This window comes from Acidovorax sp. GW821-FHT10E03 (assembly GCF_059415205.1).
This window is the reverse complement of record NZ_JBWKMU010000004.1, coordinates 96,666-111,454: the sequence shown is the minus strand read 5'-3', so window position 1 is coordinate 111,454 and position 14,789 is coordinate 96,666. Positions and strand designations below refer to the sequence as shown.

The 14,789-nt window shown below is 67.1% G+C and carries 11 protein-coding genes and 1 other RNA gene; 2 read left to right on the top strand and 10 right to left on the bottom strand.

Annotated elements, in window-relative coordinates:
• Nucleotides 1-39: 39 nt before the first annotated feature.
• The 4 genes from AC07OD_RS08565 to AC07OD_RS08550 are packed head-to-tail and all read right to left on the bottom strand — an operon-like array spanning nucleotide 40 to nucleotide 3,956.
• Nucleotides 40-783, bottom strand: coding sequence for an abortive infection family protein (locus AC07OD_RS08565; RefSeq protein WP_492254621.1), 744 nt, complete (start codon nucleotides 781-783; stop codon nucleotides 40-42).
• A gap of 5 nt (nucleotides 784-788) precedes the next feature.
• A complete protein-coding gene (locus tag AC07OD_RS08560) occupies nucleotides 789-2,030 on the bottom strand; it encodes an RtcB family protein (RefSeq protein WP_492254622.1) in 1,242 nt (413 codons plus the stop codon).
• Nucleotides 2,031-2,038: 8 nt separating this feature from the next.
• Nucleotides 2,039-2,779, bottom strand: coding sequence for a hypothetical protein (locus AC07OD_RS08555; protein WP_492254623.1), 741 nt, complete (start codon nucleotides 2,777-2,779; stop codon nucleotides 2,039-2,041).
• Between the two features lie 34 nt (nucleotides 2,780-2,813).
• Complete coding sequence (locus AC07OD_RS08550; RefSeq protein ID WP_492254624.1) at nucleotides 2,814-3,956, bottom strand: slipin family protein; 1,143 nt, start codon at nucleotides 3,954-3,956, stop codon at nucleotides 2,814-2,816.
• Between the two features lie 714 nt (nucleotides 3,957-4,670).
• Between AC07OD_RS08550 and rtcR the strand changes: the two genes are divergently transcribed.
• Nucleotides 4,671-6,305: an RNA repair transcriptional activator RtcR gene (gene rtcR / locus AC07OD_RS08545; protein ID WP_494596136.1), complete on the top strand. Its 1,635-nt coding sequence runs from the start codon at nucleotides 4,671-4,673 to the stop codon at nucleotides 6,303-6,305.
• A gap of 249 nt (nucleotides 6,306-6,554) precedes the next feature.
• An RNA gene (gene rnpB, locus AC07OD_RS08540) (RNase P RNA component class A) lies at nucleotides 6,555-6,994 on the top strand.
• A 77-nt stretch (nucleotides 6,995-7,071) separates the two neighbouring features.
• On the opposite strand, the gene AC07OD_RS08535 is transcribed toward rnpB, so the two are convergent.
• From AC07OD_RS08535 to AC07OD_RS08510, 6 genes are all read right to left on the bottom strand, one after another.
• Nucleotides 7,072-8,307, bottom strand: a complete 1,236-nt coding sequence (locus AC07OD_RS08535) for a M48 family metallopeptidase (RefSeq protein WP_494596134.1) — start codon at nucleotides 8,305-8,307, stop codon at nucleotides 7,072-7,074.
• A gap of 123 nt (nucleotides 8,308-8,430) precedes the next feature.
• Complete coding sequence (locus AC07OD_RS08530) at nucleotides 8,431-9,699, bottom strand: YjgN family protein (protein ID WP_370627811.1); 1,269 nt, start codon at nucleotides 9,697-9,699, stop codon at nucleotides 8,431-8,433.
• 255 nt (nucleotides 9,700-9,954) lie between these two features.
• Nucleotides 9,955-10,740, bottom strand: a complete 786-nt coding sequence (locus AC07OD_RS08525; protein ID WP_218293274.1) for an rRNA pseudouridine synthase — start codon at nucleotides 10,738-10,740, stop codon at nucleotides 9,955-9,957.
• Nucleotides 10,741-10,898: 158 nt separating this feature from the next.
• Nucleotides 10,899-12,560, bottom strand: coding sequence for an MBL fold metallo-hydrolase (locus AC07OD_RS08520; protein WP_492244345.1), 1,662 nt, complete (start codon nucleotides 12,558-12,560; stop codon nucleotides 10,899-10,901).
• 47 nt (nucleotides 12,561-12,607) lie between these two features.
• Nucleotides 12,608-13,423: a 2,5-didehydrogluconate reductase DkgB gene (dkgB, locus tag AC07OD_RS08515; protein WP_218293276.1), complete on the bottom strand. Its 816-nt coding sequence runs from the start codon at nucleotides 13,421-13,423 to the stop codon at nucleotides 12,608-12,610.
• Between the two features lie 64 nt (nucleotides 13,424-13,487).
• Nucleotides 13,488-14,690: an MFS transporter gene (locus AC07OD_RS08510; protein WP_494596130.1), complete on the bottom strand. Its 1,203-nt coding sequence runs from the start codon at nucleotides 14,688-14,690 to the stop codon at nucleotides 13,488-13,490.
• Nucleotides 14,691-14,789 lie beyond the last annotated feature (99 nt).

Here is a 14,789-nt window from a genome sequence, read left to right as displayed (position 1 = left end):
TTTTGTTTTTCCATCAAGGATCGTTTGAAGCCGATCACGTTAAGTCGGCACATCCTTGCGGGCTTCATACGTAGCAAGTAAATAGATAGCTAGCGCGCCTGAGAGATTGACTGCCAGTTCTGCATGCCTCGCTGCAGGTCGAATGCCTACTTTCCCCTTTCCGTGGGCATCGCCCAAGCGATTCCGAAGCGCTGCTAGGCCCTCAACGACTGCCGTGCACCCCCCCAAGATTTGTTTGAAAACTTGTTCGGTGTGTTGGGATGGCGCTATTCGCAGCTCCTCTGCTGTGAGCCGATACAGCTTGTTCATGTCTGGGTTGTCGTCATGCGCAACGTTGCACTCGTCAAGAATTTGCTTACATACCGACTCAAGAAGTGTTCGAGCCAGTGTGATAGCACCCTCTGGATCGGCCGCCCTCCGATCAAGTGCCTTCGACCATATCGCTTGGGCGTACGCTGAGTTCATTTTTTCGACGGCTCCAGAGACCAATGAATCGGCGGGATAGTCCTGATCTGATTCAATCCTCTCCAAAAGGGGGCGAAACTCGCCCCATATGTAGTCTCTTCGCTCGGCATATTTGGCGTATTTGCCTTTTACAAATTGCCAAAACTGGGGCAGGCTTCGGCAGGTTCTCACGAAGCTTGGAACCAGTGAGTCAAATCGCGTCTCGGACAACACGACCTGTCTGAGCCTCACATAGTCGGCGTCGTTTTCGTCGTTGCCGGTTGCTCGTGAAATCATCAGGTTCTGGAGTGTTTCCACCTGCTCTTTGTAGACGTTCATGCTTTTCACCCCTTCACACACACCACCTGCTTGAGCGTGTACACCACCTCCACCAGGTCCTGCTGCGCCGCCATCACCGCGTCGATATCCTTGTAGGCCATCGGGATCTCGTCGATCACGTCGGCGTCCTTGCGGCATTCCACGCCCTGGGTCGCGGCGATCTGGTCGGCCACGGTGTACATCTTCTTGGCCTTGGTGCGGCTCATGGTGCGGCCCGCGCCGTGGCTGCAGCTGTTGAAGCTCTCGGGGTGGCCTTTTCCGCGCACGATGAAGCTCTTGGCCCCCATGCTCCCCGGGATGATCCCCAGCTTGCCCTGCTCGGCACTCACCGCGCCCTTGCGGGTCACGAACACGTCCTGCCCGAAGTGCGTTTCGCGCTGCACGTAGTTGTGGTGGCAGTTCACGGCTTCCACGTGCGTCTCGAACGGCTTGGTGATCACCTTGCGCAGCGCGGCAATCACCCGGCCCATCATCACTTCGCGGTTGGCGGCGGCGAACTTCTGCGCCCACCCCACGGCCTTCACGTAGTCGCCGAAGTACCGCGCGCCTTCCTCGAAGTACGCCAGGTCCTTGTCGGGCAGGTTGCGCTGGTTCATCTCGGCGTCCTTCTTGGCCAGCTCGATGAAGTGGGTGCCGATGGCGTTCCCCACCCCGCGCGAGCCCGAGTGCAGCATCACCCACACGGATTGGTGTTCGTCCAGGCAGATCTCGATGAAGTGGTTGCCCGTTCCCAGCGTTCCCAGGTGCTTGTAGTTGTTGGTGTTCTTGATGCGCGGGTGCGCCTCGCAGATTTCCTCGAACTCGTCCACCAGCGCAGCCCAGGCGCGATCTGTCTCGGCGGGCGGGGTATCCCAGCTGCCTTTGTCGCGGCCAAAGCGCTTGGGCGTCATCCCCACCGGCACGGCGCGCTCGATGGCGGCGCGCACACCGGCCAGGTTGTCGGGCAGGTCGCTGGCGGTCAGCGTGGTCTTGCATGCCATCATTCCGCACCCCAGGTCCACCCCCACCGCGGCGGGAATGATGGCCTTGAGCGTGGGCACCACCGAGCCGATGGTGGCACCGATTCCCAGGTGCACGTCGGGCATCACCGCCACGTGCTTGAACACGATGGGCAGGCGCGCGATGTTGCGCAGCTGGTTCCGGGCTTCTTCTTCCACGGGCACACCGTTCGTCCACATCTTCACGGGCACGCCGTTCGGCACTTCGTATTGTTCGTAGTTGTTGTTGGTCATATTGTTCTTTCGCATTTTGTTGTTCATTGCACCATTCCGCGCGCTGCGGCCTGGGCGTAGTTCTTCAGTTCGTCGTCGTTCTTCACCTGGCGGATGAAGGCGTCCATGTGCGCCTGCAGTTCCTTGGGCCGCTTCAGGCGCACGCCCTCGTGGCCGATCCCGTGCAATGCGGACTCCTGTGCGGCCCTGAACGGCATCGCCAGCATCTCGCAGAACACCTGCCACATCGCGTCGCGCCATTCAGGGATGTCCTTGGCGTTCCAGAACGTGGGCCACACGTCAAACCACATGTAGCTCACGAAGTAGAGGCGGTCGCTTCGGCTCCCGATGGGGCTCGGCCCGGTGTCCAGGCGCGGGCCGAGGCAGTCGCGCCACAAGGTGGGCAGGGCCCGCATCATGCGCATCGCGTCGGACAAGGGCACCGAGGGGTCGTTCGCCATGTGCGGGATGTCGCCCGCGTTGTTGCTCATCACATGGTTCAGGCCCATGCCCACCTGCTCGTCGCTGTAGGGCGCCAGGTCGGTGCCCGCGTTGGCGAACAGCACGGTCTGGATGTGTGTCCATTGCAGTGGCGTGGCGTCGAACTCCGGCTCGTCGATCAGCCAATACCACTCCTGCCCGCTCTTGTCGGGCACGGGGCGGTCGAAGAGGTAGCGCAAGGCCGCGCTGTACACCGCCGGGTCCAGGCCGACGGATGCGCAGGTGGCGGATGCGGTGTCCCGCTGCAGGCGCTTTGCTCTCGCTGTCAGTTTCTTGTTTTTCATGGCAGTTCCTGCTTTTCCATTTTTTCCATTTTTCTCAGCGCATCTTCACGAGGCCGTTCAGCACCTGGTCCAGGCCTCCGAACACCGAGATCTTGTCGATGCGCTCGGCCACGCGCTCCAGCGTCTCCAGTTCTTTCATGCGCAGGGCGACGGGGTTGTCCTCCATCACCTTCGCCGTGTTGAGCAGCGAGCGCGTGGCAGCCGTTTCCTCGCGGCGGCGTATCACGTTGGCCTCGGCCTGCTTCTGGGCCTGCACCACCTGGGTCAGGATGGCCTTCATCTCGCCGGGCAGCACGATGTCCTTCACGCCCACGCTCTCCAGCTGCATGCCGAAGGGCTGCAATTTGGCGGCCATGTGCGCGGTCACCACGTCGTCGATCACCGTCTTGCTCTCCAGCAGCTCATCGAGCGTGCGGGTGCCCACGGCGGCGCGCAGCGCGAACTGCAGCTCGCGGTACAGGTAGTCGGCGGGCTTTTGCAGCTGGGCGAAGGCGCGCAGCACATCGGTGGTGCGAAAGGTGGCAGACAGGTTCAGCCGCAGGCTCACCTTGTCGCGGGTCATGATGTCCTGGCCCGAGACCTCCACGGCCTGCAGGCGCAGGTCCACCAGCTCCACGGCGATGGTGCGGCCGTACTTCCAGAACGCGTAGGCGCCTGCAGGCAGCAGCCGATCCACTTTGCCGTCGATGGAGAGCAGCGCGCACTGGCCCTCGGGCACCTGCACCTGCAGCACGCCGGTCAATCCGGCCACGCTGCGCTGGCGCAGTTGCGTTTGCGTCAGGCGCGCCACCAGGGCGGCGGGCAGCTCGGGGCCTGCCTGCAGGTCGATCACCTGCACGCTCACCTCCACCAGGCCTTTCCAATAGAGGCGGCGCGTGCCGGGCGGCAGCACCTCGACCAGCACGCCGTTCTCGCTGCGCAGGCCTACTTGCTGTTCCGACAGGTTCACTTGCACAAACTCTGCCGCCACCACGGCGGGTTCCTGCGCCATCAGGTAGTCGGCCAGGCCGTGGGTGAAGGCGGGTTGCTCCAGGGCGAAGGTCTCCACGCGCAGCTGGTCCATGCCGGCAAACAGCCAGTGCGTGCCGCTGTGGAGCACGCGGTCAAAGCTGCCGTTGCGCAGCAGCAGGGCGCGTTCGTTCTTCTTCACGGTGGTGCGTTGGATCAACTTCGTCATTTTTCTTCTCCTTGTTCTGTCGTTGTCGTTACTTCGCTGTCATTGCAATCAGGGTGCCGTTACAGCGATGGCGGGGTGCCAGGGGGCACAACCTCGGGCCTTGCAGTGCGCCGTGGCTGCTGCCCTGCAAGCAGGGCGGCAGCGTGGCTGGCTGCGGGCGCGGGCCGTGCCGGGTGCTGGCACAAACCGCCACCGGCTGACGGGGCCTTGCCTTGCGGTTGCGTCCAAAAACGCCACCTTGGGGCAACTCCCCGCGTTCGGCGGGTGGTCTTTCGACCGGTACTTCCAAGTGCTGGCCTTGCGGCCATGGGCAGGAATCGAACCTGCGACAACCCCTTTCGGGGGGCTCTACCAGACTGAGCTACCAGTGGTGGCAAGCCGGGAGTCGAACCCGGCACGTCCTCTTGCGAGGCGTCACCCGACCTTGCCGTTACCCAGCGTTTGCGGCGTGCGGCATGCGGGGAATCGACAAGAGCCCTGAGGCTCCGGATTCCCTGCACCGGCGGGGCGAACGTGTGTCCTAACCCCGGCCTGTGAGCGGTCACCGCTTGCGCTGGATGTCTTCTTTATTGCCAGATGCGTGCCAGCCTGTGGCTTGTGGTTCGATTGCTTTCAAGTCGTTGATTTGTAAGGGGAAATTTCTTCGATTGTTTTTTGGTCTATTCGAGGTGCATGAAGTAACTAGAATGAAAGCTAGTTGAATAGATAAATGGAATGCGCAAAAACAAAGTCGTCATCGGTTTCCTGGGCACCCAGCTCGACGCCGGCAGGGGCGCGGGGCGGTGGGAAAAGTGGCGCCCCACGGTGTCGCTGGTGCAGCATGAGGACGTGGTGATCGAGCGGCTGGAGCTGCTCTACACGCCGCCCCATCAGGACCTGGCGCAGCAGGTGCGCGCCGACATGGCCATCGCCTCGCCCGAGACCACGGTGAATCTGGCGCCCCTGCCCATTGCCGACCCGTGGGACTTTGGCGAGGTGTATGCCAGGCTGTTTGACTGGGCGCAGGCCTACCGCTTCGACACCGGGCGCGAGGAGTACTGGACGCACATCACCACCGGCACCCACGTGGCGCAGATCTGCCTGTTCCTGCTGGTGGAATCGCGCCGCATTCCAGGCGTGCTGGCGCAGACCTCGCCGCCCAAACGCCAGCAGATGGGCGATCCGGGCAGCTACACGCTGATCGACCTGGACCTGTCGCGCTACGACGGGATCGCCCAGCGCTTCGGCGCCGAGCAGCAGGACGCGGTGCAGTTCCTCAAGAGCGGCATCGCCACGCGCAACGCGCGCTTCAACGCGCTGATCGACGAGGTGGAGCGCGTGGCGGTGCGCTCGCGTGCGCCCATCCTGCTCACCGGGCCCACGGGCGCGGGCAAGTCGCACCTGGCGCGGCGCATGTTCGAGCTGAAGAAGTCGCGCCACCAGGTGGAGGGCGAGTTCGTGGAAGTGAACTGCGCCACGCTGCATGGCGACGGCGCGGCGTCCACGCTGTTCGGCCACAAGAAAGGCGCCTTCACCGGTGCGGCGGCCGACCGCGCGGGCCTGCTGCGCACGGCGCACAAGGGCGTGCTGTTCCTCGACGAGATCGGCGAACTGGGCCTGGACGAGCAGGCCATGCTGCTCAAGGCGGTGGAGGAAAAGCGCTTCTACCCCCTGGGCAGCGACCGCGAGGTGGTCAGCGACTTCGAGCTGATCGCAGGCACCAACCGCGACCTGCGCACCGAGGTGGCGGCGGGGCGTTTTCGCGAAGACCTGTATGCGCGCATCAACCTCTGGAGCTATGTGCTGCCGGGCCTGGCGCAGCGGCCCGAGGACATCGAGCCCAATGTGGACCACCAGCTGGCCCGCGCAGGCGCCGAGCTGGGCCGCGGCGTGCGCTTTTCCAACGAGGCGCGCGCGGCCTACCTGCGCTATGCCCAGTCGCCCGAGGCGCTGTGGACGGGCAACTTCCGCGACCTCTCGGCCAGCGTCACGCGCCTGGCCACGCTGGCCGACAGCGGCCGCATCGGCCTGCTCCTGGTCGAGGCCGAGATCGCGCGCCTGCGCTGGCTGTGGCAGCCCGCCAGCGATGCGCGCAGCGGTCTGGCGTCCATGCCCGGCGCGGTGGGCCGCGGCGATCTGGCGGACCTGCTGGGCGAAGAAGCGGTGCACGCCCTGGACCTGTTCGACCAGCTGCAACTGGCGGCCGTGCTGCAGGTGTGCCGCCAGGCCCGCACCCTGTCGGACGCGGGGCGCCAGCTGTTCCAGGCCTCGCGCACGCAGCGCACGGTGGTCAACGATGCGGACCGGCTGCGCAAGTACCTGGCGCGTTTTGGCCTCGACTGGGAGCGCGCCGCTGCCGCTGGGCAGTAATCCTAGAAACGGCAGTTGACCGCTTGGTTTCCTTCAACTTGCCATCTGAAGTCAGGTATGTGCTGCTTCGATGGCGTTCACTGGTTGGATGGGCACGCTATACACCCGCCAGCACCGCGCTCGGCGTGCCATGCGGCGTTGCTCCTCCTTGCAGGCAAGAGCCTGCAGCGTCGTCTCGCCTTGCCTGACGCACCGATCACGGCACTGACGGGCGCATTCAACTGCCGTTTCTAGGATAATCCACCCCGTGAAGCGCGCCAGACCGCCGCTGGTGCAATCTGGGAAACCAGGCACTGGAGGAACGTCCGGACTGCACAGGACAGCGTAGCAGCTAACGGCTGCCCACCGTGAGGTGAGGATCAGAGCAACAGAGACGAGTCCGGGTGGAAACTACCTGCCACGGAGTGTTCTGTGAGGCGCCAGCGCAAGCTGGCGAGAGGACAGCGAGAGCTGTCCGAACCCGGCGCAAGCCGGGTCCGAACAGCCACCCCGAGCGGGCAAGCCCGCTCGGGGTGAAACGGGCAATCTCTACGCGCAGCAATACCAAGTAGGCCAGCGTTGATGTGGTTCCGCAGAGCTGGCGGGTAGGTAGCACCGAGCCGTGGTGGCGACACCCGGCCCAGATTAATGGCGGTCACACTGCGGGCAACCGTGGTGCACAGAATCCGGCTTATCGGCGCGCTTCACACTTTATTTCCCCCAGCCTCAGCCTGGTGTAGGCGCCGATGTGCCGGTCGTGCCCGGCGCGGAGCACGCCATGGCGCGCTCAGCCTTTCGCGCAGTGGGGCGCATGCCCCTTCTCCAGCTCCGTGGCCCGCTCCACGGTGTCGGGGTGGCTGCTGAGCAGCGACCAGACCGGGTGCGACGCCATGTCTTCCGCCATCTTGCGCTTGCGCGAGCGCTCCGGGCTGCTGGCGCCGGGTTCGGCCGCTGTGGCGGTGGCCGCCTGGTCCTGGCCTGCTTTCTCCTTCTTCTTGTTGTCTTCTTCCTCTTCTGCTTCATCCTTCGCGATGGCCAGCAGCAGCTGGCCCATGGGCGCCGTGGGCAGGGCTGCCTGGCCCATCACCGCGATGGCGTAGCAGTCGGCTTCGCGCTCGTGGCTGCGGCTGTAGGCCAGCCCCGTGAGCACCGAGGCACCGGTGGAGACAATGCCGGACACATCGCCCAGCGCCAGCCCCAGGCCCATGCTGAGCACGCCCTGCTGCACCACCATGCGCGTGGTGTGCCGCTGCACCACATGGCCGATTTCGTGCGCCAGCACGCCCACCAGCGCGTTGTCGTCCAGTCCCTTGTCGGCGGCCGCCTTCACGATGCCGTCGGTCATCACCACCTTGCCGCCCGGCAGCGCAAAGGCGTTGGCGCCCATGCCCGAGCGGAATTCCAGGCTCAAGGGAGGCTGGTAGCCGGGGTAGCGCCGCAGGCCGGGGGGTGTGTGCTGCACCAGGGCGTCAAAGCGCGCCTTGAGCTGCTCCTGCCGCTCCCTGGGGAGCTTGCTGGGCTTGAGCGTGCCGCTGTCCATCTGGCGCAGCACGTTCTCGGCCACGCTGGTTTCCCAGGACAGGGGCACAAAGCGCGTGAGCTGCGTGGCGGCCCAGGGGGTGCCGTAGCGGTAGAACAGCGTGAGGCCGATGGCCGCCACCGCCACCACGCCCAGCAGCACGGGCCAGCGGGTCTGCATGCGCTGGGCCAGGCCCGGGCGTTCGCCAGCGGCGGCCAGGGCGGCGCGCCAGTCGTTCACGGCATCGATCTCCAGGCTGCCGTGGTCCCGCAGGTCCACGACCACGCGGGGCTGGGGCTTGCGCTCGTTCCAGGCCTCCGGCCAGCCCACATCCTTGCAGGCGAACACGGCCGGCGCGGCGCCTGGCTGCGAGAGCGGGTGCAGCACCAGCGACGGGCCCCGCGGCGTGGGGCGCAGGCCCACCATCACGGGGCGGGCTCTGCTGCTCTGGCCGTCGAACCAGCGGCCAGGCACGAGGGATGCAGCGTGAAGGGGGTCGTTCATGTCAGTCATCCATCACGTTGTAGGTGGCCCGGGGCCGGTGAAACTGGCGGCGGCACGGGCGAGCGGCCGCCCTGGCCGGACGCACCGGGGCGCGAAGCGCCTCTGGGGGATGCCCTCTACCCGCTATCCAATCAGGTCCAGGCCCGCCGCATCGGCCAGCGCATCGCCCAGGCCGCCTTGCTGCTGGCGCACCATGGCGCCCGCCACCTGTTCCACGCCGCCCTTGACATGCAGGGTGACGGAGTCGCATTTCATGCGGTATTCGCTCACCCGCGCAAACGGACGGTACAGCCCCAGCGTGAGCAGGGTGAGCAGCATGTTCTTGATGCGCAGCCACACGTAGCGCCCGCTCTTCAGGTGGCACTTGAACCGTGCCACGTGGCTCACGCCGGTGTTGTTCCACATCAGCTGGAACATGCGCGCCTCGCGGTACGCGCGGGCGGGGGCCGAGGCCAGGATCAGCATGAAGATGCCCGCCACGATGGACACAATGATCACCACGAACAGCCACAGACCCATGCGGTCGCTCTGGCTGGCCACCAGCGCGATGGAGCTGCCCGCCAGGATGCCGATCAGCGCCGAGATGCCGACCACGCACAGGATAAACACGGCCACCGTGGCCAGCCACACCTTCACGAAATCCATGTACACCGGCTTCCAGCGGCCTTTTTCTGCGCCCACCTGGGCCTTGAGCACCAGCAGGCTCTTGTAGTTGTATTCGAGGCGGATGAAGCACAGCACCGTCAGCACCAGGCCCAGCAGCAGCAGGCCGCCCATGGCGGGGGTGAAGGCGGGCAGGGACCGCTTGGTGGTTTCTTCCTCGGCGGCCTGGAGCGCCTCGGCCAGTCCGGGCGACAGCACCTGCATGCCGAAGAACACGCCGAACCACACCAGCGCCAGCGCGAACATGGGCCAGCTGGCGATGTAGACCTCTTTCCAGCTGGCGGTGAACTGCAGGCGCAGGCCGCGCCAGCGCGTGGCCCCGAGCCGAAAGCGCATGGCGCTGCCCCAGATCAGGGGCGAGAGCACGGCGCCGGTCAGCAGGAACACGCCCACGGCCGCGTCCTGCCCGGTATTGGCGGCGATGTTGTAGGCCAGCGTGAGCAGCACCAGCAGCACGAAGCCCATCACCATCTTGCGCTGCTGCGCGGTGAATTCCAGGGGGCTGCCCGCCACCAGCGTGTGGCTGTAGAAGTACTGCGCGGTGCGGCGCCGGGCCCAGGGGGTGTAGATGCCCAGCGTGACGATGGACAGCAGCACGTTGACGATCCACACCCGGAAATACTCGCCGCCGCTGCCGGTGAATTCGAGCGGATGCGCGTCGATGTTCTGCGGCATGAACGTGGACATCGGCCCGGCGGCGCCGTCTCTGTCTGATGGAACTTGGCTCATGGACTCCCTCCTGTTTGTGGCGCAGTGTAGCAGCGGTCTGTGGAAAAAATCTCGAGCCAGATGGGCCTCTGGCGCCTTTCCATCAAGCGCTGATAGCTATGTTTTTGGTAGCAATCGTTCTGGCGGTGGTTCGGCCCGCCCCGCCCGCCGCCGGCAACTGGCACACCTCTGCCAGCGCACCCGTGGAACTGGCTTTGCCAGGCCACCGGGTGCGTCCCCCTTAGGGGGATGGCGCCAAAGGCGACTCAGGGGGAGTCAGAACTTCTCCCAGGGCTGCAGATAGCGCCACTGCCCCTCGGGCACCTTGGCCAGCGGCACGCGGCCGATGCGGATGCGCTTCAAGGCGACCACGGCCAGGCCCACGGCGTCGCACATGGCCGGGATCTGGCCGGGGCGGATGCCCTTGAGCGCAAAGCGCAGTTTCGTCTCGCTTTGCCAGCTCACCTTGATGGGCGGCAGCGGGCGGCCGTTGAACGACAGGCCGTGGCACAGGCGCTGCAGCCCGTTCGGTGCGATATCGCCCTTCACCTCGACGATGCATTCCTGCTCCAGCGACTCGATGTCTTCCGCCAGCTTGCGCGCGATGCGCTTGTCCTGGGTGTAGACCACCAGGCCGCTGGCCTCGGTGGGCAGCGGCGTGAAGCATTCGAGCTGCCTGAAATGGCGCAGCAGCACGCGGATGCCCGAGGCGTCCTCGGCCAGGTGGGATGCAGCGCCCAGCAGCGTGCTGGCGGCCGTGGCGCCCTGGCTGCGGCTGGCGTGCGCCGCTGGCCCGGCGGGCAGGCCCAGGCCCGCTTCAAACCCCACCGGCTTGTGCAGCAGCAAGGTCACCGGGGTCAGCTCCAGCAGGCTGGCGTCCTTGGCCACCGCCACGGCCTGGTCGGGGCGCACGCGCGCGCCCGGGGCTTCCACCACCTGGCCGTCCACGCTCACAAAGCCGCCTTCGATGAATTGCTCGGCCGTGCTGCGCGAGCAGTTCAGTTGCTCGGCCACGCGTTTGGCCAGGCGGATGTGGGTGGGGTCAGGGTTTTTGTCATTCATGGGTGGGGGCGGCTTTCTTTGTTGGATGGATTGTGTGGGCATGCCTCTTGTTGTTCGTGGCGCGTGCAGCGGGCGCTCTCTCCGCCAGGGACGCCAAGCGAGGGCCGCCCCGCAGCGAGGGCGTCGTCCCCCGGATGGGGGAAGGCGCCGCAGGCGACTCAGGGGGCGAGCATTCTTATTCGCTCTACATGCGCCAGCAGCGAGCGCTGGGCCACGGGCCACATGCGCGGGGGCACGTCGTCATACGCATGCTGCACCCAGTCGTCCACGCTGCCCTGGGGCAGCGCCTGCATGGCGGCCAGCACCTTGGCCTCGCGCGCCAGGCGGTGGGCCTTGAGCCTGGCGATCGCGCCGCGCGCGTCGCCCAGCACATAGCCGTGCGCGGGCAGGATGAACTCCACGCCATGTGCGGCGCAGACCGCATCGAGCTTGTCCAGAGAGTCGAGGTAGTCGGCCATGTTGCCGTCGGGTGGGTCCACCACGGTGGTGCTGCCGTTGAGGATGTGGTCGCCGCTGAACAGCAGGGCGTCTTCCACGAGCAGCAGGCACAGGTGGTTGGCCGCGTGGCCCGGGGTGTGGATCACCTGTAGGGTGTGGGTGATTTTGCCCTCTGGCGCTTGTCCTTCCAGCGTGAGCAGCTCATTGTTTTGTAGCAAGCGGTCGGGCGTGAATGCGCTGGCAGCGCGCGCCGTGGGGGCCGATGGCAGGCCCAGGATGGGGGGGGCGCTGCGCCCGGCCCGGGTGCACATCGCTTGCAGCGGCGCGGCGCCGGGCGAGTGGTCGGGATGCGAGTGGGTGCACACGATCGTGCGGATGTCGCCGCCGGCGGCGCGCCAGAGCCTGTCCAGGTGCTCCGCGTCGGCCGGGCCCGGGTCGATGGCGATGTAGCCGGTGGCCGGGTCGCCCACCAGGTAGCTGTTGGTGCCGGGTCCGGTCATCACGCCGGGGTTGGGCGCGGTCAGGCGCTGCACGTTGCGCAGCAGCGGCACGGGCCGGTCGGTCTGCCAGTCGAGCGCGTGCACGATCTGGCCGTCGGGGCACACCAGGGCCAGCTCGCCAAAGGGGGCGTCGCCTTCCATGTAGCGCGCCTCCTGGCCCGCCAGCGTGCCGGCGCGCGGGCAGCTCACCCACAGCGGCTTTTCATCGGCCAGGGCGTCAAGAACCGCCTGCGCGCTGGCGAACAGGGCGAGCCGCTGCAGCGTGCGGATGGTGGGAAAGATCATGAAGAACTGCCCCGCCGCGTGCCGCGCCAGCGCATCGGCCGGGCGCACCCACACGGGCTCGAACTGCTCGGTTTCGTCGGCCACGGGCTCCTGGCCCTCGGGCATGCGGGCCACGAGGAACGGCACGTCGAAACGGCGCGGCAGGTCGCGGTCGGCCGTCCAGTGGGCCAGCAGGTACACGCTGTCGGCCGCCAGGCGCAGGCCGCGCGCGCCGCACTGGGCGGCCAGCGGCTGTTGGCGGTCGATGGCGGCGATGTCCCGTGCGTCGGCCATGCGCCCATCGGCATGGCGGGCCAGCAGGATGCCCAGCTCCTCGAAGCTTTCGCGGATCGCGGCGATGGCCTGCGTGAGGTGCTGGTCGCTCTGCGTGGGGCGGCGGTCGGCGGCGGCGTGCACCTGCGCGTCCAGCGCGTCGATGCCCCCGCCCGGGAACACGTAGGCCCCGGGCGCGAAGCTGGCCGTGGCCGAGCGCCGGGTCATGAGGACTTCCAGTCCGCCCGGTTCGCCCTGCGCATCGCGCAGCAGCAGCACGGTGGCGGCCGGGCGGGTGGCAACAGGTTCGCGGTGGGGGTGCAGTTGTTGGGTGGTGCGGGGCATCGGGCCATTATCGAGGCGCGCGGCGCGCCCCGCACGGGCGGGGCGGTTCAGTCCCAGGCGGGCGCCAGGCCTTCGGGGTTCACCAGCCGTTCGCCGCGGTCCAGCGCGGCGATGCGTGCCATGTCCTCGCCGGTCAACCGCAGCGGCCGGGCTTTCAGGTTGCTCGCCAGGTTGTCGCGCCGGGTGGACGAGGGAATCACGGCATACCCCAGCTGCATGGCCCAGGCCAGCGCCACCTGCGCGGTGGTGGCGCCGTGGGCCCGCGCGATGTCCGCCAGCACCGGGTCGCCCAGCACCTTGCCGTAGGCCAGGGTCATGTACGAGGTGGTGTGGATGCCCTGGCTGCGCGCGAAGTCCGCCACGGCGCGGTTCTGCAGATAGGGGTGCAGCTCGATCTGGTGCGTGGCGATGCGGTCGGCGCCGACGGCCGCGATGGCTTCGCGCAGCAGGGCGGTATTGAAGTTCGACACGCCGATCAGGCGCGTGAGGCCCCGGGCCTGGGCCTCGGCCAGCGCGCCCATGAACTCGGCCACGGGCACGGCGCCGCCGGGCGAGGGCCAGTGGATCAGCGTGAGGTCCACCTGGTCGGTGCGCAGCCTGGCCAGGCTGTCCTTCAGGCTCTGGACGAGCCGGTCGCCCGCCAGGTGCTCGGTCCAGACCTTCGTGGTGATGAAGAGCTCGCCGCGCGGCACGCCGCTGTCCGCGATGGCCTGGCCGACCTCGGCCTCGTTGCCGTAGATCTGCGCCGTGTCGATGGCGCGGTAGCCCAGGTCGAGCGCGTTGCGCACCGAGTCGATGACGACCTGGCCCTGGAGGCGGAAGGTGCCCAGGCCGAAGGCGGGAAGGGAAGGGGAAGAAGTCATGGCGATTCCTGAAACGAAGCAAAAAAAGGGGTGGGACAGAAAGAGTTGAGGGGGCGTGGGCTGCTCAGTGCCCCACGGGCACCGGCCCGCTGCCGCGCACCGGGATGCCGCTGCGCCGGTCCAGCACGCCGCTGTAGTGCGTGAGCGCCAGGGACACCAGCACCACCAAGGCGCCGATCCAGGGCGTGTGCATCAGGCCCAGGTGCGTCACGATCAGGCCCCCGGCCCAGGCGGCGCCGGCGATGCCCAGGTTGAACGCCGCGATGTTCAGGCCCGAGGCCACGTCCACCGCCTGGGGCGTGAAACGCTCGGCCTGCTTGACCACATACACCTGCAGCCCGGGCACGTTGCCGAACGCCACGGCGCCCCACAGCAGCACGGTGGCCAGGGCCAGCCAGGGGTGGGGCGCGGTGAACTGCAGCAGCAGCAGCACGGCGGCCAGCAGCGTGAAGATGATGCGCAGCGCGGGGATGGGCCCCAGCCGGTCGGCCAGGCGGCCCCCCCAGATGTTGCCCACCGCCACCGAGACGCCGTACACCAGCATCACCCAGCCCACGGCGCCGGCGCTGAAGCCCGCGATGTCGGTGAGGATGGGGGCGAGGAAGGTGAACGGGATGAACGTGCCGCCGTAGCCGATGGCCGTCTTGGCGTACACCAGCAGCAGGCGCGGCTCGGCCAGCACCCTGGCCTGCTGCACCAGCGAGGCGGGCGGGGTGTGGGCGATGTTGCGCGGCACGAAGATCGCGCTGCCGATGAAGGCCACCACGCCCAGTGCCGACACGGCCAGGAAGGTCTCGCGCCAGCCGAAATGCTGGCCGATGAACGTGCCCAGCGGCACGCCCGTGACCAGCGCCACGGTGAGGCCGGTGAACATGATGGCGATCGCACTGGCGGCTTTCTCGCGCGGCACCAGGCCGGTGGCGATGGTCGAGCCGATCGAGAAGAACACGCCGTGCGCCAGCCCGGTGAGGATGCGCGCGGCCACCAGCGTTTCGTAGCTGGGCGCCTGCCAGGCCAGCAGGTTGCCGGCGGTGAACAGCGCCATCAGCGACAGCAGCAGCGCCTTGCGGGGCACGCGGCCGGTGAGGGCTGTGAGCACGGGCGCGCCCACGGCGACGCCCAGGGCGTACAGGCTGACCAGCAGGCCCGCCGAGGGGATGCTGATGGACAGGTCGGCCGCCACGGTGGGCAGCAGGCCAACGATCACGAACTCGGTCGTGCCGATGGCGAAAGCGCTGAGCGTCAGCGCGAGCAAGGCAATGGGCATGGAAACACTCCTGTGGACATGGGAAGGAGTGTGGGCGCTTCAGTCTTGCAGAAAAATACCGTTACGCTCCATAGATACTTGATCCGAAGTCAACAATGG

What these genes read in the sequence shown, in the direction of transcription:
- AC07OD_RS08555 (WP_492254623.1), bottom strand. Translation starts at nt 2,779, where the DNA reads ATGAAAAACAAGAAACTGACAGCGAGAGCAAAGCGCCTGCAGCGGGAC.
- rtcR (WP_494596136.1), top strand. Translation starts at nt 4,671, where the DNA reads ATGCGCAAAAACAAAGTCGTCATCGGTTTCCTGGGCACCCAGCTCGAC.
- dkgB (WP_218293276.1), bottom strand. Translation starts at nt 13,423, where the DNA reads ATGACTTCTTCCCCTTCCCTTCCCGCCTTCGGCCTGGGCACCTTCCGC.
- AC07OD_RS08520 (WP_492244345.1), bottom strand. Translation starts at nt 12,560, where the DNA reads ATGCCCCGCACCACCCAACAACTGCACCCCCACCGCGAACCTGTTGCC.
- AC07OD_RS08535 (WP_494596134.1), bottom strand. Translation starts at nt 8,307, where the DNA reads ATGAACGACCCCCTTCACGCTGCATCCCTCGTGCCTGGCCGCTGGTTC.
- AC07OD_RS08530 (WP_370627811.1), bottom strand. Translation starts at nt 9,699, where the DNA reads ATGAGCCAAGTTCCATCAGACAGAGACGGCGCCGCCGGGCCGATGTCC.
- AC07OD_RS08550 (WP_492254624.1), bottom strand. Translation starts at nt 3,956, where the DNA reads ATGACGAAGTTGATCCAACGCACCACCGTGAAGAAGAACGAACGCGCC.
- AC07OD_RS08525 (WP_218293274.1), bottom strand. Translation starts at nt 10,740, where the DNA reads ATGAATGACAAAAACCCTGACCCCACCCACATCCGCCTGGCCAAACGC.
- AC07OD_RS08510 (WP_494596130.1), bottom strand. Translation starts at nt 14,690, where the DNA reads ATGCCCATTGCCTTGCTCGCGCTGACGCTCAGCGCTTTCGCCATCGGC.
- AC07OD_RS08565 (WP_492254621.1), bottom strand. Translation starts at nt 783, where the DNA reads ATGAACGTCTACAAAGAGCAGGTGGAAACACTCCAGAACCTGATGATT.
- AC07OD_RS08560 (WP_492254622.1), bottom strand. Translation starts at nt 2,030, where the DNA reads ATGCGAAAGAACAATATGACCAACAACAACTACGAACAATACGAAGTG.